Annotated in this window: 19 protein-coding genes; 6 read left to right on the top strand and 13 right to left on the bottom strand. The window is 63.6% G+C overall.

Annotated features, from left to right (window positions below; translation table 11 throughout):
* Positions 1–2: 2 nt before the first annotated feature.
* From HCO70_RS06695 to HCO70_RS06680, 4 genes are all read right to left on the bottom strand, one after another.
* The gene (locus HCO70_RS06695; protein ID WP_253913125.1) at positions 3–1166 is read right to left on the bottom strand and encodes an ABC transporter permease; all 1164 of its coding nucleotides are present in this window, start codon (positions 1164–1166) and stop codon (positions 3–5) included.
* Positions 1166–2149 carry an ABC transporter permease gene (locus tag HCO70_RS06690; protein WP_172294261.1) on the bottom strand — a complete coding sequence of 328 codons (984 nt, stop codon included), beginning with the start codon at positions 2147–2149 and terminating at the stop codon, positions 1166–1168. Before HCO70_RS06690 ends, HCO70_RS06695 begins: the two co-directional genes overlap by 1 nt.
* 15 nt (positions 2150–2164) lie before the next feature.
* On the bottom strand, positions 2165–4069 hold the full coding sequence (locus tag HCO70_RS06685; protein WP_216665284.1) for an ABC transporter substrate-binding protein: 1905 nt from the start codon (positions 4067–4069) through the stop codon (positions 2165–2167).
* A gap of 392 nt (positions 4070–4461) precedes the next feature.
* Positions 4462–5472 (bottom strand): LacI family DNA-binding transcriptional regulator, encoded by a 1011-nt coding sequence (locus HCO70_RS06680; RefSeq protein ID WP_172294257.1) that lies wholly within the window; start codon positions 5470–5472, stop codon positions 4462–4464.
* A gap of 532 nt (positions 5473–6004) precedes the next feature.
* Between HCO70_RS06680 and HCO70_RS06675 the strand changes: the two genes are divergently transcribed.
* Positions 6005–7171 carry a hypothetical protein gene (locus HCO70_RS06675; protein ID WP_172294255.1) on the top strand — a complete coding sequence of 389 codons (1167 nt, stop codon included), beginning with the start codon at positions 6005–6007 and terminating at the stop codon, positions 7169–7171.
* A 38-nt stretch (positions 7172–7209) separates the two neighbouring features.
* Positions 7210–8256 carry an AbrB family transcriptional regulator gene (locus tag HCO70_RS06670; protein ID WP_371742169.1) on the top strand — a complete coding sequence of 349 codons (1047 nt, stop codon included), beginning with the start codon at positions 7210–7212 and terminating at the stop codon, positions 8254–8256.
* Positions 8257–8328: 72 nt separating this feature from the next.
* Here the strand turns inward: HCO70_RS06670 and HCO70_RS06665 are convergent, their stop codons facing one another.
* The 7 genes from HCO70_RS06665 to HCO70_RS06635 form a co-directional block, all read right to left on the bottom strand.
* Entirely contained in the window at positions 8329–9153 is an 825-nt protein-coding gene (locus HCO70_RS06665; protein ID WP_172294253.1) for a sugar phosphate isomerase/epimerase, read from the bottom strand.
* A gap of 1 nt (position 9154) precedes the next feature.
* Positions 9155–10297: a dihydrodipicolinate synthase family protein gene (locus tag HCO70_RS06660; protein WP_172294251.1), complete on the bottom strand. Its 1143-nt coding sequence runs from the start codon at positions 10295–10297 to the stop codon at positions 9155–9157.
* A complete protein-coding gene (locus HCO70_RS06655) occupies positions 10294–11445 on the bottom strand; it encodes a Gfo/Idh/MocA family protein (RefSeq protein WP_172294249.1) in 1152 nt (383 codons plus the stop codon). The genes HCO70_RS06660 and HCO70_RS06655 overlap by 4 nt, the downstream gene beginning before the upstream one ends.
* Positions 11446–11511: 66 nt before the next feature.
* The gene (locus HCO70_RS06650) at positions 11512–12165 is read right to left on the bottom strand and encodes a TetR family transcriptional regulator (protein ID WP_172294247.1); all 654 of its coding nucleotides are present in this window, start codon (positions 12163–12165) and stop codon (positions 11512–11514) included.
* Positions 12162–13700, bottom strand: coding sequence for a tripartite tricarboxylate transporter permease (locus HCO70_RS06645; protein ID WP_172294245.1), 1539 nt, complete (start codon positions 13698–13700; stop codon positions 12162–12164). The genes HCO70_RS06650 and HCO70_RS06645 overlap by 4 nt, the downstream gene beginning before the upstream one ends.
* Entirely contained in the window at positions 13700–14182 is a 483-nt protein-coding gene (locus HCO70_RS06640; protein WP_172294243.1) for a tripartite tricarboxylate transporter TctB family protein, read from the bottom strand. The genes HCO70_RS06645 and HCO70_RS06640 overlap by 1 nt, the downstream gene beginning before the upstream one ends.
* A gap of 74 nt (positions 14183–14256) precedes the next feature.
* Positions 14257–15282: a tripartite tricarboxylate transporter substrate binding protein gene (locus HCO70_RS06635; RefSeq protein ID WP_172294241.1), complete on the bottom strand. Its 1026-nt coding sequence runs from the start codon at positions 15280–15282 to the stop codon at positions 14257–14259.
* A gap of 284 nt (positions 15283–15566) precedes the next feature.
* Between HCO70_RS06635 and HCO70_RS06630 the strand changes: the two genes are divergently transcribed.
* Positions 15567–16595, top strand: a complete 1029-nt coding sequence (locus HCO70_RS06630; protein ID WP_172294239.1) for an amidohydrolase family protein — start codon at positions 15567–15569, stop codon at positions 16593–16595.
* 6 nt (positions 16596–16601) lie between these two features.
* Here HCO70_RS06630 and HCO70_RS06625 read toward each other — a convergent pair whose 3' ends face one another.
* Positions 16602–17039: a VOC family protein gene (locus tag HCO70_RS06625; RefSeq protein WP_172294237.1), complete on the bottom strand. Its 438-nt coding sequence runs from the start codon at positions 17037–17039 to the stop codon at positions 16602–16604.
* A gap of 50 nt (positions 17040–17089) precedes the next feature.
* On the opposite strand from HCO70_RS06625, the gene HCO70_RS06620 reads away from it, so the two are divergent.
* Positions 17090–17689, top strand: a complete 600-nt coding sequence (locus HCO70_RS06620) for a TetR/AcrR family transcriptional regulator (protein ID WP_172294235.1) — start codon at positions 17090–17092, stop codon at positions 17687–17689.
* Between the two features lie 95 nt (positions 17690–17784).
* Positions 17785–19623 (top strand): extracellular solute-binding protein, encoded by a 1839-nt coding sequence (locus tag HCO70_RS06615; RefSeq protein ID WP_172294233.1) that lies wholly within the window; start codon positions 17785–17787, stop codon positions 19621–19623.
* A gap of 91 nt (positions 19624–19714) precedes the next feature.
* On the opposite strand, the gene gltS is transcribed toward HCO70_RS06615, so the two are convergent.
* Complete coding sequence (gene gltS / locus HCO70_RS06610) at positions 19715–20914, bottom strand: sodium/glutamate symporter (protein WP_172294231.1); 1200 nt, start codon at positions 20912–20914, stop codon at positions 19715–19717.
* 193 nt (positions 20915–21107) lie between these two features.
* Between gltS and HCO70_RS06605 the strand changes: the two genes are divergently transcribed.
* Complete coding sequence (locus HCO70_RS06605) at positions 21108–23837, top strand: VWA domain-containing protein (protein WP_172294229.1); 2730 nt, start codon at positions 21108–21110, stop codon at positions 23835–23837.

The raw sequence follows: 23837 nt of genomic DNA, 5'->3' as shown, positions 1-23837 counted from the left end.
GCTCAGCTCGTATAGGGGTCGGCGGCGTCGCGCAAACCGTCACCAAGGAAATTGAGGGCCAGCACGGCCACAACCACCGCCGCACCGGGCCACAGAAGCCAGGGCGCCGTCGCGACCGACCGCACGTTCTGCGCCTCCTGCAGCAGCACGCCCCAGGAAACGACCGGCGGACGCAGACCGATGCCAAGGAAGGACAGCGCCGTCTCGGCAAGGATCATCGACGGGATCGCCAGGGTCATCGTCGCGATGATATGGCTGGCAAAGGACGGCACCATGTGCCGCACGATGATCCGCAGCTCGCTGTTGCCGTCGAGGCGGGCGGCCGGGATGAACTCTTCGGTCTTCAGCGCGAAGAACCGCCCTCGGACCTCCCGCGCCAGACCGGTCCACCCGATCAGCGACAGGATCGCGGTGACCGTGAAATAGACGCCCAAAGGTGGCCATGTCAGCGGGATCGCGGCGGCAAGCCCCATCCAGAGCGGGATCGTCGGAATGGCCCGCAGAAACTCGATGGTCCGCTGGATGATGTCGTCGATGAACCCGCCGTAGTACCCGGATATCCCGCCCAGCAGGATGCCCAGCGTCAGGCTCAGGAACACCCCGACCAGGCCGATCGACATGGAAATCCGCGTTCCGTAGATGATCCGCGTCAACACGTCCCGCCCCAGCCTGTCCGCGCCGAGGATATACATCGGCTCCTCGGGGTCCAGCGGGCCGAACAGATGGCGTTCCATCGGGATCAGTCCCCACAGTTCATAGGGCTTACCCTTCACGAACAACCCGATCGGGATTACCTGCTCCTCGTCGACGACGAAGTTACGCCGCAGCGCGACCTTGTCGATCTCCACCTTGAAGCCGTTCACGTGGGGCCGGAAGGTCCAGCCATCGCCGTCGCTCAGGAAGAAATTCACCGACTGCGGCGGGGCGTAGGTATACCGCGTGGCGTGCTCATTCGGCAGCCACGGCGCCAGGAACTCGGCGAACAGCGCGACGAAATAGATCATCCCGACAACGATACCGCCGACCACCGCAAGCTTGTGCTTGCGAAAGCGCCACCAGATCAGCTGCCACTGGCCGGCCGCCTGCCTGCGCTGCGGGCTGTCTGTCGCCGCATCCTCGGACCGGCCGGACCCGGTCATCTCATGTGTCATGGTTTGGTCGCTCATCAGTAACGGATCCTCGGGTCCAGCCAGGCGAGCATGATGTCGGAGATCAGCGTGCCGATAACCGTCAGCACCGACACCAGCATGATGAAGCTGCCCGCAAGGTACATGTCCTGCGCCAGCAGAGAGCGCAAAAGAAGGGGCCCCGTCGTCGGCAGGGACAGCACAACCGAAGTCACCGCGTCCGCCGAGATGATCGCGGGCAGGATCCATCCGAGCGTACTGACAAAGGGGTTCAGCGCCACCCGGACGGGGTATTTGATCAGAAGCCGCCGTTCCGTTAGTCCCTTGGACCGCGCAGTCTCGACATAGGGCTTCGACAGTTCATCCAGCAGGTTCGCCCGCATCACCCGGATCAGTTCCGCCGTGCCGGCCGTGCCGATGATGATCACCGGGATCCAGAGATGGCCGAGAAGATCGACGAACTTCCCCCAGCTCCATTCGGCCGAAACGTATTCCGGCGAGAACAGCCCGCCGACCGACTGGCCGAAATACTTGAACGACCAGTACATCAGCACCAGCGCCATCAGGAAGTTCGGGATCGCAAGGCCGATGAAGCCGAACAGAGTCGCGATGTAGTCCCCGATGGAGTATTTCCGCACCGCCGAGTAGACACCGATCGGCAGCGCCACGGCCCAGATGAAGAGAAGCGTCGAGATAGAGATGATCAATGTGAACCAGAAGCGGTCCCAGATCAGCTGCGACACCGGCCGCCCCCATTCAAAGGACATCCCGAAGTCGCCGCGCGTCACGATGCCAGTGATCCACTTCCAGTACTGGACGTAGACCGGGTCTCCCAGCCCGTAGCGCTTTTCCAAGGCTGCCATCAACTCGCGGTCGATGGTATCGCCCTGTTCGGCCATCGTGGCGGCCAGGGTGTCGAGATAGTCACCGGGCGGCAGTTGGATGATCACGAAGGAAACGATCGAGATGATGATCAGTGTCGGGATCACCTGCAGGATCCGCCGCCCGATGAAACGTAGCATGGGTTCAGGTCCGTCTTATTCTTCGGAGATGAAGAAGGTCGGCGGGTTCAAATGCCCCGGGAACTGGTTGATGTGCAGCGCGCCGTCCGGAACATTATGGAAGTTGTTCTTCTTGACGGCATAGAGCCCCGGCGCATTAAGCGTGCCGATCGTGTAGAACTGATCCTTGGCGATCGCGACGATCTCCTTCATCAGTTCCGAACGCTTCTCGGCATTCCCGGTCTTCCGGATCTCGTCGTAAAGCTCCATCTGCTTCTTGACGGTCGCCGGAGGCTCTTCTGGTGTGATCGGCAGCCCCTCGCCAGTTTTCGAGACGTACCACGCGGCCCAGGCCTCGGCATAGTTCGACTCGTCCGAGTATGGGAAGTAATAGCGTGGATCGGTGATCACGTTCACACCGCCGTCGCCGCCCCAGACAACCGCGTCATGCTGACCGGCGGCCTTGCGCGAGTACAGCAGTGACCGGTCCTCTGTCCGCACCAGCATCTCGATCCCGACATCGGCCCAGTTCTTCCGGATCAGCTCCAGCATGTCGATGTCGCCAAGCTCGGTGTTCCGCACCTCGATCACAAAGCTGATGCGCTTGCCATCCGGACCCAGGCGGAAGCCTTCATCGTCCTTTTCGGCGTAACCGGCCTTGTCGAGATACTCGTTGGCCTTGTCCACATCGTACTCGGTGTACTGCTTCGCCATGTCCTCGTCGAAGAACTCGGATTCCCGACTCGGCGCGGCCTGGTAGGGTTCGCCCTGACCGAAGTAGATCAGGTCGATCAGCTCCTGCCGGTCTATGGCATAGCTCAGCCCGATGCGGAAATCCTTGTTGTTGAAGATCTCGCGCTTCACCGGATCGGTGTGGTTGAGGTTGAGCGAGATCAGCATCTCGTTCATCTTCTGGCCCGCCACGACGTTGACGAAGTCGTAGTCGCCAGCCTCGCGGTTTTCGTACAGCACCGCCTGGTTCAGCGTATTCGCGATGTGCCGGTCCATGAAAGAGATCTCCCCGTTCAGGGCCTTCAGCAGCACGATCTCACGGTCTTCAACCACGTCGAATACAACCCGGTCGATATAGGGCAGCTGGTTCCCCTCGGGATCCACCTTGTAATAGTAGGGATTGCGCTCCGCGATCACCTGCTGCGCTTCGCCGTAGCGGGTCGTGGTGTCCCACGCGGTCAGAACCGGCATGCCCGGATCGCCCGTACCCGCCGGATCGCGCGTAACGATGAAGTCCATCAGCGCCACCCAGTCCGGCTGGCCGTACTCGTCCAGCTTGGCCTGAATGCCGTCAGGATTGTACTTCGGATGGAACTGTTCGAGGTAATGCCTCGGGTACCGCGTCGGCTCGAACCCGTTGCGGTCGGCAAAGTCCATCAGGAACAGCGCGTTCGGCGAGGCGAAGGTGAACTTCACCGTGTAGTCGTCGGGGGCGGTGACGGTCATCGCATCGCCCTCGATCTGGTACATCCCGCGGATCGCGTTGATCTTCTGATAATCTTCATTGGTGGCGATATCCTCCCACCAGAACAGGATATCGGCGGCGGTGAACGGCTCGCCGTCCGACCATTTCATGCCTTCGCGCAGGTGGAATGTGTACTCGGTGGCGTCGTCGTTGACCTCATAGCTCTCGGCCATGTCCGGCACGACTTCCATCTTGTTCGGCGCATAGCGCACCAGCTTGTCGTAGCCGATCGTCCGGTTCAGCCAGCTGTCGTCATTGCCGCCAACCAGCGCCGTAGACCATGTGCCACCGTACTCGCCAATGCTTTCGGCAACCGGTACGACCAGCGGGTTATTCGGCAACCTCTCTTCGACGGGCGGCAGTTCGCCCGCCGCGACCTTTTCGGCAAGGTCCGGTGCCTCGCCGTACCCTTCCGCGTAGGCGGCACCTGCAAACCCGAGGCTCAATGCGATCGCTGCCGTCATGGCGCCGGCCGAGGCCAAATGCTTCGGTAGTCTCATTGTGGTCAGTCTCCTCCCGTTGTGCAGGATTTCCGGCCCGGCAGTTTTTGCCCGGCGCGCAATCCCGTTGGTCGTTTTTTGGAGAGCTCCCTTGCCTGCCATCCGCAGCTTGGCATCGCACCATTCTACGGAAATCAGGCCTCTCCTCCTCTTCCGGGCACTAGACCAGAGGGAAACATGGCCGTCAACGCCGTCCCGCAATTTTGCATAAATTTTCGCAATTTTGCCGCCTATTGCATTATCTGCCGACGAAATTGCTGCATAGGCGCCGGTATCCAGCTCAGGGCTAGGGCGATTTCCCGAGGTAAACTAATCGAATCGCTCGATAACCGCCCGATTTGCAAATTTTGCGAAAATCAGGACAGGCGCCGCACCGTATCCCTGGCAACAAGCTGAACCTTGGTCTGAACCTGCACCGCGCTGCGCTCAGGATACCTGCTACGCTGGATCATCAGGTGCATCGCTTCGTGCCCCAGCATCTTCCAGTCGACGCGGATCGTCGTCAAAGGCGGATCCGACAAGGCCGCGACGGGAACATCGTCGAAACCGACCACAGAAATCTGCTCCGGCACCTGTATTCCGCGCGCTTTCAGGGCCTGCAGAACGCAGATCGCCCCGACATCGTTACTGCAGACAACAGCGGTGAAATCGATCGCGCCGTTCGACAGCCGATTCTCAAGGGCGGTGAACACGTCGATCTCGTCAAGGCTGGGAAGGTCCAGCACCTCGATCTCCAGCGGCGCGTCGGGTGTCGAGAACTCGGCCGCACCGCTCGCCACGCCACTTGCCCGCCGCCTTAAGGTCCAGCGCTGCCGCCAGACAACATGCAGCAGTTTCCTGTGCCCGTTCTCGGCCAGGTGCCGCGCCACCAGCCGGCCACCAAAGAAATTGGCGGGCGCAACCGCGTCCACTTGCTGATCCGGGTCCAGCCCGTTGACCAGCACAGTCGGCGTGCCGGCCGCGGCGATCCGGTCGATTGCGCTTTCGCTGGGGTCCACGCCGATCAGGAACGTCCCCACGCTCGGATCGTCGAAGATATGCCCCGGCAACTCCCCAGACCGCTCGCGCAGCGCAATCGCCAGACGGATGCCCGCGTCCTGCGCTGCTTCGCGCAGGCCTTCCAGTACAGGCTGATAGGCAGGCGCAACGGACGTTCCGTGGCCGTCCGCCAGATAAGCGATGGCCCGCGTCAGCGGAACCGGCTCCGGTGCCAGCGCGACCGGATACCCTAGGTTCTCGGCCACGCCACGCACCGAATTCCGCACCCGGTCGCTGATCCCCGGCGCCCCCGCAAGAACGCGGGAGACGGTCGAAACAGATACGCCCGCCGCCGCCGCAATCTCCGCCTGTCCGATCTTTCGTGTCATGGCACCCATGCAAAATTCTTGCAGTCCGCCAGATATGGCGCGAAGTCTCGCCGCTGTAAATGCCGAGCTGCCGAAATTCCCAGTCGGGGCGTCATGACCCGACCCAGGCCGGGCCGGAATCGCCACCCAACGAGCGCTGCGCGCGCTTTTGTCCGGCTTTTACGCAACTTCCGGGCAAAGTTCGGCATTAAACGAAGTTGATGTTCCCGCAGAGATCACGGCGAGATTCATGGGTTTGTGCCGCGCAGATCCTTTCAAAGCACCCGGACCCGCTAGTCACCACGCGATCAGCAGTCCAACCCGAGCCAAGAATTTGCGCAATTTTCGCAAAATTGCGAATCTACTTGCGGATCCGCGCATGCCTGTGCAAATTCCCCGCAGGGAGGTCCTGTCACCCACTGCTTCCACGCGCCTGCCACGGTCCCGTGGCACGCACTGGCACTGCATTCGCGAACATGGGCACCCTCGAACAAGGGGACCTGCATGCAGGCAAGCAGACATGACCGGACGCGGACTTGGACGGGAGGAACGCATGTCCAGCACAGAGACCCGGCACCTTGAAGCGGTGCCGATCACGGAAGGCGGTCACCACTTCTTCGGCTACTACGACAAATGCCCGTGGAACGCGTCGGGGCGATATCATCTCGGCCTGAAGGTGGATGTCTACGGCCGCCAGCCGAATGCCGACGAGGCTGCGATCATCGGCATGATCGATACCGAGGATGGCAACCGCTGGATCGAACTCACCCGCAGCTACGCGTGGTCCTGGCAGCAGGGAACGATGGTGCAGTGGCTGCCATCCGACCCGGAATCGTCCATCATCTACAACGCCCGCGACGGTGCGGATTTCTATTCCGAGATCCTGAACGTCCATACCGGCGAACGCCGCCGCCTGCCCCGCCCGATCTATTCCGTCACCGAAACACAGGCCCTGTCCCTGAATTTCGCCCGCCTTGCCTATACGCGCCCCGACTGCGGCTATGCCGGACTGAGCCGGGCCGAGCAGCCCCCGTTTCATCCCACGGATGACGGCGTCTGGACCATGGATCTCGAGACCGGCGAAAGCCGGATCGTCGTGGATCTCGAACGCCTCTCGCAGATCGACAACACGCCCGAGATGGAAATCTGGCCCACCTGGGTCAATCACCTGACCTGGTCGCCAGACGGCAGCAAGTTCGTCTTCCTGCACCGCTACTACCGCAAAGATCCCAAGCGGCATTTCTCCACCCGCTTCTACGTCGCCAACGCGGACGGAAGCGGCCTCGTGAAGCTGCACGACCGCACCTACTTCTCGCATTACTGCTTCGCCTCCAACCGGGTCATTCTCGGCCACGGCAACGACGAACACGGAAAGAAGAACTACATCCTCTTCGACCTCGAAGACGGCAGCGAAACCGTCTATGGCGACGACATCTTCCAAAGTGACGGACACTGTACCTACAGCCCCGACGGAGAGTGGCTGCTGACCGACACCTATCCCGATGCCGACCGCATGCAGACGCTAATCCTCTGCCATGTCGCCACGAAACGCCGGATCGACATTGGCCGTTTCTCGGCACCGCGGGAACTGGACGGCCCGATCCGCTGCGATCTCCACCCACGGTTCAACCGGGACGGCACCAAGGTCAGCATCGACAGCGTCCATAGCGGCGCGCGGCAGATGTACGTCCTGGACGTCGCCGACATCGTGCGGGGCTAGGCCATCTGCCGCCGCAACGCTCCAGCGCGGCCGGCCCGGTGAAGCGCATCCTGACATCCGGCCGCACCGTCGCATTCGCGCTCTCCGCGCTTGGCACCCTGCTGTTCTGGTGGGCCGGCCTGCCGCTGCCGTTCCTGTTCGGCCCGATGTTCGCCTGTCTCCTCGCCGCGCTCGCCGGCATTCCCATGAGCGGCCCCGGCAAGCTCGCCCTGGCCGCACGTCCGGTCATCGGCGTTTCGATCGGAACAGCAGTGACGCCGGGACTGATCGCCGCCCTGCCCGACATGGCGCTGTCGCTATGCCTCGTCCCGTTTTACATCGCTGTCATAGGCCTGACGGGAATGCCCTTCTTCCGCTACTTCTTCCGCTTTGACCCGGCCACCGCATGGTACGCGTCGATGCCCGGCGGTCTGGCCGACATGGTGATTTTCGGGCAGGAGGCCGGCGGCGATCCCCGCGCGCTCTCCCTTGTCCACGCTACCCGCGTTCTCGTCATCCTGACAGTTGCACCGCTGGTCATGACAATCGGGTTCGGCGAAAACCTCGACCGCCAGCCGGGCGAGTCTCTGTTGTCCATCCCCCCCGGCCAGATCGCTTTGATGGTTGCCGCCGCGCTTATCGGCTGGGGTCTTGGCGAACGCGCGGGTCTCTTCGGCGCGGCGATCCTTGGGCCGCTGATCGCATCTGGCACGCTTACCGTCCTTGGCCTGATCCACCACAAGCCGCCGTTCGAGATCGTTCTCGCGGCGCAGTTCCTGATCGGCATGGTCGTGGGGTCTGGATTTGTCGGCGTCACGATGGGCGAACTTGTCCGCGTCGTGTTCGCCGGAACGATGTTCGTCCTGTTCCTCGCGGTCCTCGCCGTGGGTTTTACCTGGATCGTCGTCCAACTCGGTCTTGCTGGCCCGATCGACGCGCTGCTGGCGTTCGCGCCCGGAGGGCAGGCGGAAATGCTGATCCTGGCAATCGTTGCGGGCGCCGACCTCGGATATGTGGTGGTCCACCATCTCGCCCGTGTCCTGCTGGTGATCTTCGGCGCCCCGGTCGCCGCACGCATCATCGGCGCCACCAACAAACGCGACTGACACGCGCATTTCCCGCAGACAAGGAAAGGGCCCGGAATCGAAACCGGGCCCTGGCTTTTAGTTAAATCGCGATCAGCAGTCGCGGGCGCGTTCGATCACCGTGGCGAGCACCTCGTCCGCGTCCCGCTTCCACCAGTTATCGCCCGAGAAGATCTCGACCTCGACAAACCCGTCAAAGCCCTGCGCCTCGACCATCGCGCGGATCGCGGCGATATCGATCACGCCATCGCCCATCATGCCGCGGTCGAGCAGCAGGTCATTCGTCGGGACCAGCCAGTCGCAGATATGAAAGGCGAGGATCCGGTCGCGGCCAGCGCGGCCGATCTGGCCGGCAAGCTCATAGTCCCACCAGATGTGATAAACGTCGAGCGCCACGCCGATGCCGTCGCCAAGGCGGTCACAGATGTCCAGCGCCTGCCGGGTTGTGTTCACGCAGGCCCGGTCGCCCGCATACATCGGGTGCAGGGGTTCGATGGCAACAGGCATGTTGACGGTGCGGGCGTATTCCAGCGTGTCGGCAAGACCTTCCTCAACCAGCGCCTGCGCGGCGGGAAGGTTCTTCGAGGCCTTCGGCAACCCGCCGACGACCATCACCAGACAAGCGGCGCCGATCTCTGCGGCCTCGTCCACCGCGCGGCGGTTGTCGTCCATGACCTTCTGCGTCAGCGAACCGTCCTCGGTGTACCAGCCGCCGCGGCAAAGGCCGCTGACCCCAAGCCCCGCATCGCGAATGGCACGCGCCGCGTTCGTTGCCCCCATCTCCTGCAGCTTGTCGCGCCACGGCGATACGGCCCCGATGCCATGCCGCGCGCAGCCGTCGATGCACTGGGCAAGGGACCACTGCTCGCGAACGGTGGCGGTGTTGAGCGACAGGCGGGATGCGTCTACGCCTGCCATCTCAGGCCTCCACGCCGCGGGCGGCAAAGATGGGACGCGCGCGCGCCGCGGCCAGCTCGGCATCCGGGAACAGCCCCGCGTCGTTGGCCAGCCGGATCAGCTCAGCAAGATGCTGGGTCGAGCGCGTGCTCTCCTGCCCGCCGATCATCGTGAAATGATCCTGATGCCCGTTCAGGTAAGCCATGAACACGACGCCCGTCTTGTAGAACCGCGTCGGCGCCTTGAAGATGTGGCGCGACAGCGGAACCGTCGGCCCGAATGCGTCGCCATACCGGTTCATGTCCCCCTGCCCCAGCGCGGTCAGCGCGCGGGCAGCGGCCCCGGCAATCGGGTCGAAGATGCCGAGCAGCGCATGGGAATAGCCCTGATCATCGCCCGCGATCAGGTCCGGATAGTTGAAGTCGTCTCCGGTATACATGCGGACGCTCTCGGGAAGACGGCGGCGCATGTCGATCTCCTTCTCTGCCGAGAGAAGTGAGATCTTGATGCCATCAACCTTGTCGGCATTGGCAGCAATGATCTCGAGGCAGGTATCCATCGCCTCCATGTGATCGGCCGAGCCCCAGTAGCCTTCCAAAGCAGGGTCGAACATCTCGCCCAGCCAGTGAAGGATCGCGGGCTTTTCCAGCCCCGACAGAACACGATCATATACCTTCGCGTAATCCTCGGGTCCGCTGGCGGCCTTCACCAGAGCGCGGGACGCCATCAGGATCACCTGGCTGCCGGTCACCTCCACCGCCTCGCACTGCTCCTCGTAGGCGGCGATCACGGCGTCGACATCGGCGCCGTCCGGCGAGATATGGTCGGTCCCGGCGCCCGAGGCGATCAGGTGTCCGCCGGATTTCGCGAGCGTCACACTGCGTTGGATCAGTTCAAGAGAGGTCGGCCAGTCCAGCCCCATGCCGCGCTGCGCGGTATCCATCGCCTCGGCGACGCCGAAGCCCAGCGACCAAAGGTGCTCGCGGAAGGCCAGCGTCCTATCCCAGTCGATGGGGCAGTCCAGCCAGGGGTCCGCCTCGGCCAGCGGGTCAGCCACTACGTGAGCGGCGGCAAAGGCGGTGCGGTTCCAGCCGTCCGACGCGATCGGCGCGGGGCCGTCCTTCAGCGTGACGGCGCCGCCCGGCAGATTGAGTGTGGTGGTCACAGCCCCAGATCCTCCAGATCGATCCAGCGGCGTTCGCGCCAGCTCTGATAACCCGCCTCGGCAAGCTGTACGCCCTTGGCCCCCTCTGCGAGGGTGTAAGAGAAAGGCGCATCCTCCACGACATGGCGCAGGAACTGCTCCCACTGCACCTTGAAGCCGTTGTCGAAGACAGTGTTGTCTGGAACTTCCTCCCAGCCTTCGAACAGGTTCAGCGGCTGCGGCTCATCCGGGTTCCAGACAGGCTTCGGCGTGTTGACCCGATGCTGCGAGTAGCATTTGTGCAGGCCCGCAACGGCGGAGCCGTGGGTGCCGTCGATCTGGAACGTCACCAGATCGTCGCGGCGGACGCGGGTGCACCAGCTGGAATTGATATGGGCCACGACATCGCCTTCCAGCAGGAAGGACGCGTACGCCGCGTCATCGGCGGTCGCCTTGTATTCCTTCCCCTCTTCGTCCCAACGCGCCGGGATGTGGGTCGCGCCAAGGCAGCTGACGGATTTCACCGGTGCCACGACATTATCAAGCACATACCGCCAGTGGCACAGCATGTCGGAAATGATGCCGCCGCCGTCCTCGGACCGGTAGTTCCACGACGGGCGCTGCGCGGGCAGGAAATCACCCTCGAACACCCAATACCCGAATTCGCCCTTCACGCTCAGCATGCGGCCGAAGAAGCCGCTGTCGCGAAGCCGCTTCAGCTTCAGCAGGCCGGGCAGGTCCAGCTTGTCGTGGACGATGCCGTTCTTGACGCCCTTGTCCTTGGCGTAACGGGCGATATCCACCGCTTCCGCCAGACCTTCCGAAACCGGCTTTTCGCTGTACACGTGCTTGCCCGCGTCGATGGCTTTTTTCAGCAGCGCCGGGCGCAGCTGAGTCGAGGCGGCGTCGAAAAACAGCGTGTCGTCCGGATTGGCCAGCGCCGCATCCAGATCGGTCGTCCAGCGGTCGACATTGTGGCGTCTCGCCAACGCCTCGATCTTGTCGGCGTTCCGGCCGACGATCACGATGTCCGGCACGAGATAAGAGCCGTCCTTCAGCGCCAGTCCGCCCTGGTCGCGGATCGCGAGGACCGAGCGGATCAGGTGCTGGTTCATTCCCATCCGCCCGGTCACGCCGTGCATGATGATGCCGATCCGTTGTTGTCTCATTTCTTGCGGTCCTTTCAGAGGTTTGTCTGTCGTGTCAGATTTGGAGCGGGTATCGCGCCGCGCCGGTCAGGATGTTTCCTGCCCCGGCCGGCGCAGGTAGCAGGTCAACATGTCGGAAATCATCGCAGCGCGCTGATCGAGCCATTCCTCGTCGATCGGCACTTTGAAGACTGCGCGCAGCGTGTGCTTGTTCGAGACTGGGAAATAGCAGAGCGACGCGATCGTGATGTACAGCTCCACCGGATCGACGCCCTCGCGAATATGCCCCGCCGCGACGCCGCGCTGCAGGAACTGGCGGATCGACTCGATCAGGGGCGACTGGATCTCCGCCACGTCGCCAATCTGCCGGATCGCGTCTCCGCCAAGCAGGTTCTCGGTGTTCAACATGGAGATGAACCATGGCTTCGATACGAAATGGCGCAGCGTGAAATCGACCAGCTCGCGCACCGCTTCCTCGGGGCTCAGATCCTCCAGCTTCAGCTTCCGCTCGCCCTGACGGATCTGCACGTAGCTCTCGCGCAACGCCGCCTTGTACAGCTCTTCCTTGTCGCCGAAATAGCTGTAGATCATCGGTTTAGAGACGGCGGCCCGTTCCGCAATCGTGTCGATCCGCGCCCCGGCATGGCCATGCGCCGCGAACTCCGCCAGCGCCGCCTTCAGGATCCGCCGCTTCGAAGCAGCGGCATCGCGTTTCACCGGTTTCGTTGCAGGCTGGTTCATGGCTTCGGGCCCTCCACGTCTCCTGCGCCGCTACGGGTCCCAATGACCTTGCTGACGGCACGCCGCGTGACCGGCATCGACAGCACGATGCTCAGCGCGATGATCACCACGAAGATCAGCGAGATCGGGCGCGTGAAAAACGGTTCCAGCGACCCGTTCGACAGGGTGAGACCGCGTCGCAAGGATTTGTCCAGCAGATCTCCCAGGATGATGCCCAGCACCAGCGGCGCCATCGGGTAGTTCATCTGCCGCAGCACGAAACCGATCAGCCCGAACGCCACCATGACCCAGATGTCAAAGATCCGCTGCGTCAGCGCATAGGGCCCGATCACGCAAAGGGTGAACACGACCGGCATCAGCAGCTCGCGCGGAATGCGCAGAACCAGGATGAAAAGCCGCGTCAGCGACAGGCCGTACACCGCGATGGCAATCGTCGCGAGGATCAGCATGGCGGCGACCGAATAGATAAAGGTCGGCTCCTCGAACATGATCATCGGGCCGGGGCGGACACCGTGAATGAACAGCGCCGCGATCAGCACCGCCGCCGGCGCGGACCCCGGAACCGCAAGCGTCAGGGCCGGTATCAGCGCACCGGGAACGACGGCCGAATTTCCGGTCTCCGCCGCGGTCAGCCCCTCGTAGGATCCGTTGCCGAACTGATCCTTCTCCTTGCTGCTCCGCTTCGCCGCGGCATAGGAGGCCCAGGCGCCGATATCCTCGCCGACGCCCGGAATGATCCCCACAAGCGTGCCGATGATGCCGGAACGGCCGATGGTGATCTTGTAGCGCCATAGGTCGGACAGCTTCGGAAGCACTCGGTCTTCCTTCAGTTCCTCCGTCGACAGTTCCGCCTTCCGGCGCCACATGACCGTCAGCACCTCGGCAAAACCGAAAGCGCCGACCATGGCGGGGATCAGACCGATCCCGCCGTTCAGCTGGTCGAAGCCGAGGTTGAAGCGCACATGCGCGTGGATGCCCTCGGACCCGACCATGGCGACCATGAGACCAAGCAGGCCCGCAATGTAACCCTTCAGCGGGCTGACGCCCCCGGTAAGCTGGCCGGAAATCACGATGCCGAACACCGCCAGCCAGAAGAATTCGAAAGACCCGAAATCAAGCGCGATTGCCGCCAGCGCCGGGGCCAGCAGGACAAGAAGCAGGATGCCCACCAGCGTGCCGAGAGCGGATCCGGCCGTGGCCAGCGCCATGGCGTACCCGGCCTGCCCGCGCTGCGCCAGCGGGAAGCCGTCAAGCGAGGTTGCGGCAGAGGCAGGGGTGCCGGGAATGTTCAGCAGGATCGCAGAACGGGAGCCACCGTAGATCGCGCCGACATACATGCAGATCAGCACCAGGATCGCGCTGTCCCGGTCAAGCGTGTAGGTCAGCGTGGTCAGCAGCGCTACGCCCATCGTCGCGGTCAGGCCCGGCAGGCTTCCGACAAGGATGCCCAGCAGCGTCGCCCAGGCAACGTGGAACACGCCCATCGGGGTCATGAACTCGCCCAGGCCAGCGAAAAGAGCGTTCAGCGCGTCCATCAGGGTAGCCTCACCAGGAAGCCGTAACGGAACAGTGCAGCGATGCCCGCGGCAACCGCTATTGCGAAGACGGCGATAAAGATAAGCTGCTTCGCGTTGCGGGCGGGGCCCTCGGCCGGTTGCCACGTGAACCAGCCGGCGAAGACGAAGGTGTAGATCGCCGCCGCCGCGGCGAATGGCAGCGTGCCGACAAGCAGAAGCGCGAAGACACAGCTCCAGACCCCGGCAAAGGCGAAATCGGACCAGTTGCCCTGTGGGGCGGTGTCCGGCGCGGTCTGGCCACGCGTGGAAAGCGCCAGCAGAAGCGCGCACAGCATCATCGCAGCGCCAAGGATCATCGGAACGAGCCCGGGAATGCTGGCCGGATGGATCTGACGGATCTCAAGCCGGTCCATCACGAACCCTCCCCAGCTCATCGCCGCGCCGAGCGCAAAGAGAGCGGCCGCAGTGACGCGGTCAGCGGCTGGTGTGTCGAAACGCATTGGTGGTGCCTTCTGAAACGCCGGCGCGGGCCGGGTGTCCGCGCGCGGAGTTCCGCGCGCGGATGTGGGTGTGCTTACATGCCTTCCGGGCAGTCGATGCCGATCTCGGACGGATCGAGCACCGCCTCGCCGCGGGTCACGCGGGCGCAGGCCTCGGCAATGACAACGGGCATGGCGCGCTCTAGGGCTTCCGAACCGTAGCTCGGCGCAAAGACCGCGCCCCGCTCGGTCGCGTAGGACTTGAGCGCATCGGAGTTCATGACCTTGTCCGCCCAGATCTGATCGACGGTGTCATAGACTTCCTGCGGCGCGCCGACCGGGATGAACACGCCGAAGTAGTCCGGCGCAACAGGCATGTCGGACAGCCAGTTGGTGATCGGCGGGATCGGGTCCAGCCCCTCGATGATCAGTTCGCCGTCGGACAGAACCGCCAGCGGCCGGATCTTGCCGGCCTTGATCATCTCGGTCTGCTCCACGGCCAGCTGCGTGGTCGCCATCGTTTCGCCGGCCGCCGTCGCCAGAACCGCCGGGTTGCCGCCATCATAGGTGACCATCCGGGCCTTGACCTCTTCGCCGGCAGCCTCGTTGATCGCGGCCAGCGCCATGCCGCCCGAAGAGTTCACGCCGGCCGTACCGACCGTCACGGAATCGTCCGCCTTCATCGCGTCGAGCAATTCGCCGAAATCCTGGTACGGCGAATCCGCGTTGACCGAGACCACCGGCACGTTCGCGACGTGAAGGTAGATGTGGTAATCCTCGATCGAAGTGTCCTCGACCAGACCGGTCACGGCATAGGTCGCGTTGTTGGCGATGGCGTTGGCGGTCCAGGTGTAGCCGTCGCGCGGAGCGTCGAGCGCGGCCTTGGTACCGATCGAGCCCGAGGCGCCGGGCTGGTTTACCACCACAACGGGCGTGCCAAGCGCCTCTTCCAGGATCGGCGCGACGACGCGGGTGACCTGGTCGGTCGAGCCGCCTGCGGACCACGGAACGATGATGTTGATCGGCTTGTCCGGCTGCCATTGCGCGAAAGCGGGACCAGCTGCGGCTGAAATTGCCACGGCGGCGGCCCCGGCGAGCCGCGCCAGATTCTTGGTGAGCATGATTTTCCTCCCTTATGCTACCAACTAGTAGGTAACAAATTCCTGGCAGTCCCGTCAACGGGTGGATTTGCCAAACGTGCGTCAAAGGACAACGATTTCCCCGATGAATCGCAATGTCTGGATCCGATCCTGCCAGCAATGAAAGCTTGCACGGCGTTTAATCCCGGCACATTTCTTAGCTGCCGGCCAGCCGCGTTGCATCGCTCCGGAACTCCAAGGTTGAGGGGACACTCACCTCACGACATAATGGATTGTAGTGAGACGCCATGGCTATGGGAGGAAACATGCGCATCTCGACCGACGTGGCCCACCGCATCACGGCGCGGCTGAACTATCTCGAAAAACACGGCATGACTCTCGCCATCGACGGCGACGTGCATCCGACACCATTCGCCAATCTGCCGCAGGACATCGCCCAGAAGGTTCGCAGCGATCCGGGCTATTACCACGGTCGCCCGCTGCTGCAGGAGGATCTGATTGCCACAATGGACCTCGCGGACGTCGATATGGCGCTTTGCTGGCAGAACCCGGCTGTGCTCCGCTATGGGCCGGACAAGGACGAAAACCACGCCAGCCTGCGCAAGGCGAACAAGGCAATCGCCCAGGCGGCCATCGACCACCCGACCCGGGTAATACCGGCAGGCTGGACTGACCCAAAGGCGCTCGGCACCGACAACGCAAAGACACTCGCCCGCGACTGTGTCACCGAATTCGCCATGCCCGTGGTCAAGATGAACCCGGCGCAGAACGAATACCCCATCACTGATCCGATGGTGCTGGAAGTGGTCGACGAGATCGTCAGCCTCGGTGCGGTTCCGGCCTTCCATTTCGGTTCCGATGGCCCCTACACGCCACCTGAAGGGCTCGAGGAGATCGCCAAACGCCACCCTGACGTTCCGGTCATCGGGGTCCACATGGCGGGAGGCGGTGGCCATTTCGTACACTCAGAAGAGAATTACCTGAAGGCCCGCGCACTCGGCCTGCGCCAGCCTAATGTGTTCTACGTCCTCAGCGCCAAGCGCGACCCGCATATCGAAAGCGCTCTGCTCGCCTATGTTGCCGCCGGTGAACCCTATTGCCGCAACATAGTAGCCGGCAGCGATGCGCCCTATGGCAACATGCTGTACCATTTCGGCGGATTCCGGGCGCTTTTCGACGGGATGTCCGGGGGCAGCTATACCGACCCGCGGCTGAAGGACGATCCCAATTTGATGTCGCAACAGATGATCGACGGCTTCATGGGCGGCAACCTCGCACGGCTCGTGGTGGAGGCCGACCGCCGCATCCTGTCGCTGGCAGCTGTGCCGGCATAGCCCGCGTCAGGCCGAGGTCTCGGCCTCCCACCGGCGCTGCATTTCTGCTGGTGTGACCTCCTCGATTACCTGCGCGACCATCCAGCGGTGGCCGAACGGGTCCTGCACCTGCGCATTCCGCTCGCCGAAGCTCTGGTCGGCGGGACGCCGCAGAATGGTTGCCCCGGCAAGTTCCGCCATTGCGACCAGCGCATCGACATCGTCAACCTGTAGGTGCAGTGTCACCGGTGTTCCGCCAACTGTGTCGGGGCTCAACGCGCCGAAATCCGGGTACTCATCGGCCAGCATCAGCACGCTATCCCCCAGCTTCAGTTCCGCATGACCAATGCGGCCGTCGCCAGGGTCGGTCATCCGAAAATCCTCCTCCGCACCGAACGCGGCGGTGTAGAACGCGATGGCGCGCGCTGCATCCTTGACGATGATGTAGGGCGTGAGGGCGGACATGGGGATCTCCGTTGCGTTGGTATTTAAATAACGTTACGTTTCGTAATGAAATGAGTCAAGACGATCCAAAACCCCGCGGCCGCCCGCCCAGCAAGGCGGCCCGCCGAAAGGCACTTGATGCCGCCCACGCAATCCTGATGGACGAGGGCTTCGGACGCCTGACCATGGAAGCGGTAGCGGCACGTTCGGGTGTCGGAAAACCAACGATCTATCGCAATTGGGCCAATGCCAGCGAACTCGCGATGGCAGCGCTGATCGCCGACCTGCCCGAGGAAGAAGTGGACGGCACCAAACTGCACGATGCGCTCTCCGCACAGATCGGCGGCATCGTCAGGGCCTTCGCCACCACGCGGGGCCGCCAGATCGCGGTAACCCTCGCCGCGGCCGACCCGGAAAGCGAGATGACCCGCGCCTTCCGCAACCGGGTCATCCTGACAAGCCGTGAAACCGGTCGCCGGCTGATTGAACAGGCCGCGGCGCGTGGCGAAATCAGTTTCCCGACAGATATCGATGTGGTGCTCGACATGGCCTACGGCCCGGTCTTCTACCGCCTGCTCCTCGGCCACCTTCCATTGAATCCAGAATTCGCGGCCGCCCTTGTCGTGCGAACTTGCCGGGCACTCACACCTGTGCCTGCGCCGCTAAGCTGATCCGCAACAGTAATCTGAATGTGAGACCAGCGACCACTTCCCGAATGTCAGGAACGCGGTACACTGGCCGCGAATGCCAGCCGACAGGAACCCACATGTCCACTCCGCGCCTCGCTCTCGCAGCCCTTCTCTTTGCCATGCCCGCAGCGGCGCAGGAAACGATAACGGCCCATGGAATTTCGCCGTTCGGAGATCTGAAATACCCGGCCGATTTTGAGCATTTCGAGTATGTGAACCCGGATGCACCGAAGGGCGGGCGCATGAGTTTTCGTGGCACGCTCGCATCAGGAACCTTCGACAGCCTCAACTATTTCATCCTCAAGGGCGAGAGGGCCCAGGGACTGCTGCGCATCCATGACGCCCTGCTGGCCGAAGCGTTCGACGAACCTTCCGCCTATTACGGTTTGATCGCCGAAAGCCTCGAATACCCAGAGGACCGTTCCTGGGTGATCTTCAACATGCGCGAGGAGGCAATGTTCTCCGACGGCCACCCGATCCGCGCGGAGGACGTTGTCTGGACCCTGAACGCGCTGAAGACAGAAGGCTCCCCCTACTGGCAAATAACGCTGGAAGATGTCGTCGAAGTCGAGGAACTCGACCCGCTTCGGGTCAAGGTCAGCTTCCGTGAGGGCGCGGCATACCGCGATCTGCCGGCGCGTGTGGGTGAACTGCCGGTTCTGCCAAAGCACTACTACGAAGAAGTGCCGTTCAGCGAATCCACGCTCGATCCACCCGTCAGTTCGGGCTGGTACCGCATCGCCGATGTCGATCCGGGCCGCCGGATCACCTATTGCCGCGACGAGGACTACTGGGGCGCCGATTTGCCGGTGAATGTCGGCAAGAACAATTTCGACTGCTTCGTCTACGAGTATTTCGCCGACGTGACCGCCGCTTTCGAGGCGCTGAAGGTCGGGGAATACCTGCTGCATGAGGAATATTCTTCTGCCCTCTGGGCGACCGGCTACGACTTTCCCGCGCTCGACAAGGGTTGGGTGGTCCGCGACGAGATCCCCGACGGCCGCTCTTCCGGGGCGCAGGGCTTTTACATGAACCTGCGGCGCGAGAAGTTTCAGGACATCCGCGTGCGCGAGGCCATCGGCCTGATGTTCAATTTCGAATGGACCAACAAGACCCTGTTCCACGGGCTCTACCTTCGGTCAGACAGTTTCTACGAGAATTCGGACCTGCAGGCAGAGGGGCTGCCGGAAGGCGCTGAGCTTTCGGTGCTGGAGAAGTACCGCGACCAGCTGCCGGAGACTGTCTTCACCGAGCCGGCGGTGTCGCCCGCTGTGTCGTCCGAGGAAACCAAGATCGACCGCGCTGCCATCCGGAAGGCCTCGGCGCTGCTCGACGAGGCTGGGTGGACCGTGGGCGACGACGGGCAGCGGCGCAATGCCGAAGGTGACCTGCTGACGATAGAGATCCTCACCGACAGCGCCAGCTTCGAGCGGGTGATCCTGCCCTATGTCGAGAACCTTCGCCGGGTCGGGATCGATGCGATCATGACGCGGGTCGATGCGGCTGAGGAGGTGCAGCGGCAGGAGGACTTCAACTACGACATCATGAGCGCGCGGATCGTGCTGCCGATCCGGCCTTCGGTGGAACTGAGGACGGTCTTCGGCTCGGAGGGTGCGGACGCGCCGGGGACTTTGAACCTCGCCGGGGTGAAGGACCCGGTGGTCGATGCCCTGATCGAAGAGATCATCGGGGCGGAGGACCTTGAGACGATGAAGGTCACCACCCGGGCGCTGGACCGGGTGCTGCGGGCGAAGCATATCTGGGTGCCGAACTGGTACAAGGGGACCCAGTGGCTGGCCTATTGGGATGTCTTCGGGATGCCGGAGGTGAAGCCGCCCTATGACAGGGGTGAGGATTACTGGTGGTGGGACGAGGAGAAATACCAGGCGCTGAAGGCGCAGGGGGCCCTGCCTTAGGAAGCGTCCCCATGGGGACGGGGGGTCAAGTCATTGATTTCAGGCATGCTAGCGCAAACGTAGGGTGAGGACACCGCGCGGACACGCGCCATTACAGCGACACGAAGAACTGGATCACGACGGCATTGGCGAGGTCGACGAAGAATGCCGACACCAGCGGCAGCAGGATAAAGGCCAGCGGCGCCGCGCCGTAGGATTTCGTCACCGACGACATGTTCGCGATGGCCGTCGGCGTCGCCCCCAGCGTGAACCCGGCGAAGCCCGCCGACAGCACCGCCGCAGTATAGCTCCGCCCCATCAGCGGGAAGAATACGAAAAGAATGAAGACCGCCGCCACCGCGACCTGCACCGCCAGCACCGCGATCAGCGGCCCGCCGACGCCCTGCAGCGTCCAGAACTGCATGCTCATCAGCGACATCGCGAGGAACAGCGACAGGCTGTAATCCGACGTGATCGCAAGCGCGCGCGTCCGGGCCGGCCAGGGCAGCCGCGGCAGTGCGACGGGCACCGTGTTGGACAACACGATCCCCATCAGCAGGCAGGGCACGAACAGGGGCAGGTCCAGCCCTGCCCGCGCCAGCAATCCATGCAGGATGTAACCGAACAGGATGACCACATGCGACACAAGCAGAGCGCGCATAAGGCTAACGTGATCGATCTGCTCATGCGGTTCGCCCGGCTCCTCGTATTCGAGGCCGACGGTCGGAACCGTCTCGTGATCGCCTTCCAGCCCGTTCCGCTCGATCAGGAACTTGGCAATCGGACCGCCCACAAGCGTGGCAAGCACCAGCCCCAGCGTCGCCGCCGCGATCCCGAGTTCGTCGATGCTGTCCATCCCTGTGATCTCGCTCACGCGCGGCCCCCAGGCAATCGAGGTCCCGTGCCCGCCGATCAGAGATGCAGACCCCAGCATCACCGCAGACGCACGCGGCAGACCAAAGGCCGTTACCCCGATCAGGGCGACCACGTTCTGCACCACGATGAACACCACCGTCAGCAGCAGCAGAACCAGCAGCGCCTTGCCGTTCCTGTACAGATCCTGAATCTGCGCATTCAGCCCGATGGTGGAAAAGAACAGCACCAGCAGATAGTCGCGGATCGACAGGTCAAAGGTGATCTCGGTGCCGGTCCACCGGAAGATCACCCATGTCCCGAGGGCAACCGCGATGCTGCCTGACACCGGTTCCGGGATGTTGTAATTCCTAAGGAAAGCGATCTTCCGTGTGAAGAACGCGCCAAGAAAATAGACGATCAGGCCCAGCGTGACCGAAAGAAAAGAAGGCAGGACCATAAGTTCCGGGTATGCTGCGTTGAAAGTACCAGCGCCCGACTACCCTTCCGACAAGCGGCAGGCAAGGCGCGGCAAGGCAAGAATGTACAACAAGAACAGGTTCCTGTGTTTCGCTGACCGGGCCGCGGCTGTTTCCGAGGCCATGCACGGGGCCTATTCCTTACATGAATGCCGCCTCCCGAAGGATCGATGGATGCCTCGCTGCCTGCTGGTCCTGAGCTTCTTTCTTGCCTTCGCCTGTTCCGCATCCGCACAGGACCGCCCGCCGGCCATGCTGATCCTTGACGGATCGGGTTCGATGTGGGGCCAGATCGACGGCGTCAACAAGATCGTCATCGCACGCGAGGCCATCGCCGATCTCCTCCGCGACTTCCCCGACGATCAGCCGCTGGGACTGGCAGCCTACGGACACCGGAACGAAGGCGACTGCAACGATGTCGAGATGGTCATCGCGCCCGAATCCGGAACGTCGGCAAGTATCGTCGAGGCTGTGAACCGCATCAAACCGCGCGGCAAGACGCCGCTTTCCGCGGCCGTGATGGCGGCGGCGGAGGCGCTGGATTTCACCAACAGACCCGCTACCGTGATCCTCGTCTCGGACGGAAACGAGACCTGCAACGTCGATCCCTGCGAAGTTGGCCGCCTCCTCGGACAGATCGGCACCGATTTCACCGCTCACGTGATCGGGTTCGACGTGTCGGATCCGGCGGCCCTTGAACAGCTGCAATGCCTCGCGGACGAGACCGGCGGCACGTTCCACACCGCCGCCGATGCCGCCGAACTGACCGCAGCCCTGCAGGGCGCAGCCGGTACCGCATCACCGCCGGGCGACGATCCGGCATCTGATGCCGTGTCGGTCAACCTGAGCGCGCTCTCGGGCGATGGCGGGCCGGCGATAGCCGACGGGCTTACCTGGCGCGTCGAAACGGCCGACGGGGCGACCTTTGACGTGTCCGACAAGGCGCAGCCACGGCTGGACCTGCCACCCGGCGACTACACGGCTTACGTCCGCCGGGTTCGGGACGGTGCCGAGGCACAACGGGCAGTGTCGGTCAGCGACGAAGATGTCACCGTCACCCTTATCCTGCCTCCGGCCGACAGACCGGTGGAGATCGCCGCGCCCGAAACAGCAATGGCCGGCGCGACCGTCACTGTGGACTGGACCGGCCCCGACGCCGCCGGAGATTTTATCGCCATATCCGAACCTGACGGCGAGAACGGCGCCTGGATCAATTACACCTACAGCGGGGAAGGCACGCCGCTGCAGCTGCTGATGCCGCCACAGCCCGGCCGCTACGAAATCCGCTATGTCCGGAGCGAGGGGCGCGAGGTCCTGGCCCGCGCGGAGATCGAGGTGGCGCCGGTCGACGCAGACCTGTCTGCGGAAGGCGAAATGCTGGCGGGCGCCACGATCCGGGTGACATGGTCCGGGCCGGGATATCCGGGCGACCGCATTGCCGTTCTGGGGCCGGATGATGTGGTGGCGGCGCATGCCTATACCCGCGACGGCTCGCCGCTGAGCCTGACCCTGCCGCCGCAGGGCGGCGACTATGAACTGGCCTACGTGATGGCGCAGCGCGACACGGTCCTGGCGCGCGTGCCTCTGACCGTCGAGGGGGTCGATGCCAGCGTCACCGGGCCGCAAACAGCCCTCGCCGGCGCGACGGTCTCTGTCGACTGGACCGGGCCGGGATATCGAAACGACATGATCGCCATAGTCCCGCGCGGCGAGGATGCGCAGGTGAGCTATGGCTACGTGCGGGACGGAACGCCCCTGAAACTGGCCCTGCCCTCGCAGGCGGGCGCCTACGATATCGCCTATGTCATGGATCAGGGCCGCAGGATCGTGGCCCGCTCGCCCATCGAGATTGAAACAGCCAGCGCGTCTTTGTCGGTGCCTGCGGACCTGGTGGCCGGTGCAACGGCGGAGATCGCGTGGGAAGGCCCGGATCATCCGCTGGACTTCATCGCGGTGATGCCGCGCGACGGCACCCGCTGGATCAATGTCGCCTATACCGGCGAGGGATCTCCCGCGCGGCTGGAGCTGCCGGTGGAGTCCGGCGAATACGACATCGCCTATGTGATGAACCGGGACCGGACCGTGCTGACGCGGGTGCCGGTGACGCTCAAGTCGCTCGACTACAGCCTGTCCTTTTCCGAGACCGTTGCCGCGGGCGACGCGCTGGAGGTGGCCTGGAAGGGCCCCGGCTATCGCAACGACCTGATCGCCGTGACCTATGCGGGCGCCAGCGAGGGCCGGTGGCTCAACTATTCCTACACGCGGATCGGGTCGCCGCTGCAGCTGCTGATGCCGCCGGAGCCGGGGGAGTACGAGATCCGCTATGTGTCCGGGCAGGATCGCCGGACGATGGCGCGGGGCGTGGTTCAGGTGACGCCGGTCGAGGCGCGCCTGAGCGGGCCCGAGAGCGCGCCGATCGGCAGCGAGATCGCGGTGAACTGGGAAGGCCCGGGCTATCGCAACGACTATATCGCGGTGGTGCCGGCGCTGTCGCCGGACGAGCTTTCGCCGATCTACCGGTCCACGCGCAGCGGGCAGCCGGTGCGGCTGATCCTGCCGGTGGAGCCGGGGGAGTACGAGCTGCGCTATGTGATGTCGTCGGGCGGGCGCAAGGTTCTGGCGCGGGCGCCGATCACCCTGACCGACGTGACGGCGACGCTGGAGGCGCCGGACCGCGCCGAAGCCGGGGGGAAGCTGCGCGTCGGCTGGACGGGGCCGGGTTACGCCAGTGATTACATCGAGGTGGCGAAGCGGGGCGACCGGCTGGGGAGCCATTATTTCCATACCTCGCGCGGGTCGCCCGCCATGGTGCAGCTGCCCGCCGTGCCGGGGGTCTACGAGCTGAGATACGTGCTGGGTCAGGGCCGGAAAGTGATCTACAGCCAGCCGCTGGTGCTTGAATAG

The sequence above is a fragment of the Pseudoruegeria sp. HB172150 genome (assembly GCF_013184805.1).
Lineage (GTDB): Bacteria > Pseudomonadota > Alphaproteobacteria > Rhodobacterales > Rhodobacteraceae > Psychromarinibacter.
Note: the sequence above shows the minus strand (reverse complement) of the source record. Positions and strands in the feature narration are given on the sequence as shown.

Coding starts and splice junctions, on each gene's coding strand:
- HCO70_RS06665 (WP_172294253.1), bottom strand. CDS start 9,153: ATGGCAGGCGTAGACGCATCCCGCCTGTCGCTCAACACCGCCACCGTT.
- HCO70_RS06625 (WP_172294237.1), bottom strand. CDS start 17,039: ATGTCCGCCCTCACGCCCTACATCATCGTCAAGGATGCAGCGCGCGCC.
- HCO70_RS06640 (WP_172294243.1), bottom strand. CDS start 14,182: ATGCGTTTCGACACACCAGCCGCTGACCGCGTCACTGCGGCCGCTCTC.
- HCO70_RS06620 (WP_172294235.1), top strand. CDS start 17,090: ATGAGTCAAGACGATCCAAAACCCCGCGGCCGCCCGCCCAGCAAGGCG.
- HCO70_RS06635 (WP_172294241.1), bottom strand. CDS start 15,282: ATGCTCACCAAGAATCTGGCGCGGCTCGCCGGGGCCGCCGCCGTGGCA.
- HCO70_RS06675 (WP_172294255.1), top strand. CDS start 6,005: ATGTCCAGCACAGAGACCCGGCACCTTGAAGCGGTGCCGATCACGGAA.
- HCO70_RS06655 (WP_172294249.1), bottom strand. CDS start 11,445: ATGAGACAACAACGGATCGGCATCATCATGCACGGCGTGACCGGGCGG.
- HCO70_RS06630 (WP_172294239.1), top strand. CDS start 15,567: ATGCGCATCTCGACCGACGTGGCCCACCGCATCACGGCGCGGCTGAAC.
- gltS (WP_172294231.1), bottom strand. CDS start 20,914: ATGGTCCTGCCTTCTTTTCTTTCGGTCACGCTGGGCCTGATCGTCTAT.
- HCO70_RS06690 (WP_172294261.1), bottom strand. CDS start 2,149: ATGCTACGTTTCATCGGGCGGCGGATCCTGCAGGTGATCCCGACACTG.
- HCO70_RS06645 (WP_172294245.1), bottom strand. CDS start 13,700: ATGGACGCGCTGAACGCTCTTTTCGCTGGCCTGGGCGAGTTCATGACC.
- HCO70_RS06680 (WP_172294257.1), bottom strand. CDS start 5,472: ATGACACGAAAGATCGGACAGGCGGAGATTGCGGCGGCGGCGGGCGTA.
- HCO70_RS06605 (WP_172294229.1), top strand. CDS start 21,108: ATGCCTCGCTGCCTGCTGGTCCTGAGCTTCTTTCTTGCCTTCGCCTGT.
- HCO70_RS06650 (WP_172294247.1), bottom strand. CDS start 12,165: ATGAACCAGCCTGCAACGAAACCGGTGAAACGCGATGCCGCTGCTTCG.
- HCO70_RS06685 (WP_216665284.1), bottom strand. CDS start 4,069: ATGACGGCAGCGATCGCATTGAGCCTCGGGTTTGCAGGTGCCGCCTAC.
- HCO70_RS06695 (WP_253913125.1), bottom strand. CDS start 1,166: ATGAGCGACCAAACCATGACACATGAGATGACCGGGTCCGGCCGGTCC.
- HCO70_RS06615 (WP_172294233.1), top strand. CDS start 17,785: ATGTCCACTCCGCGCCTCGCTCTCGCAGCCCTTCTCTTTGCCATGCCC.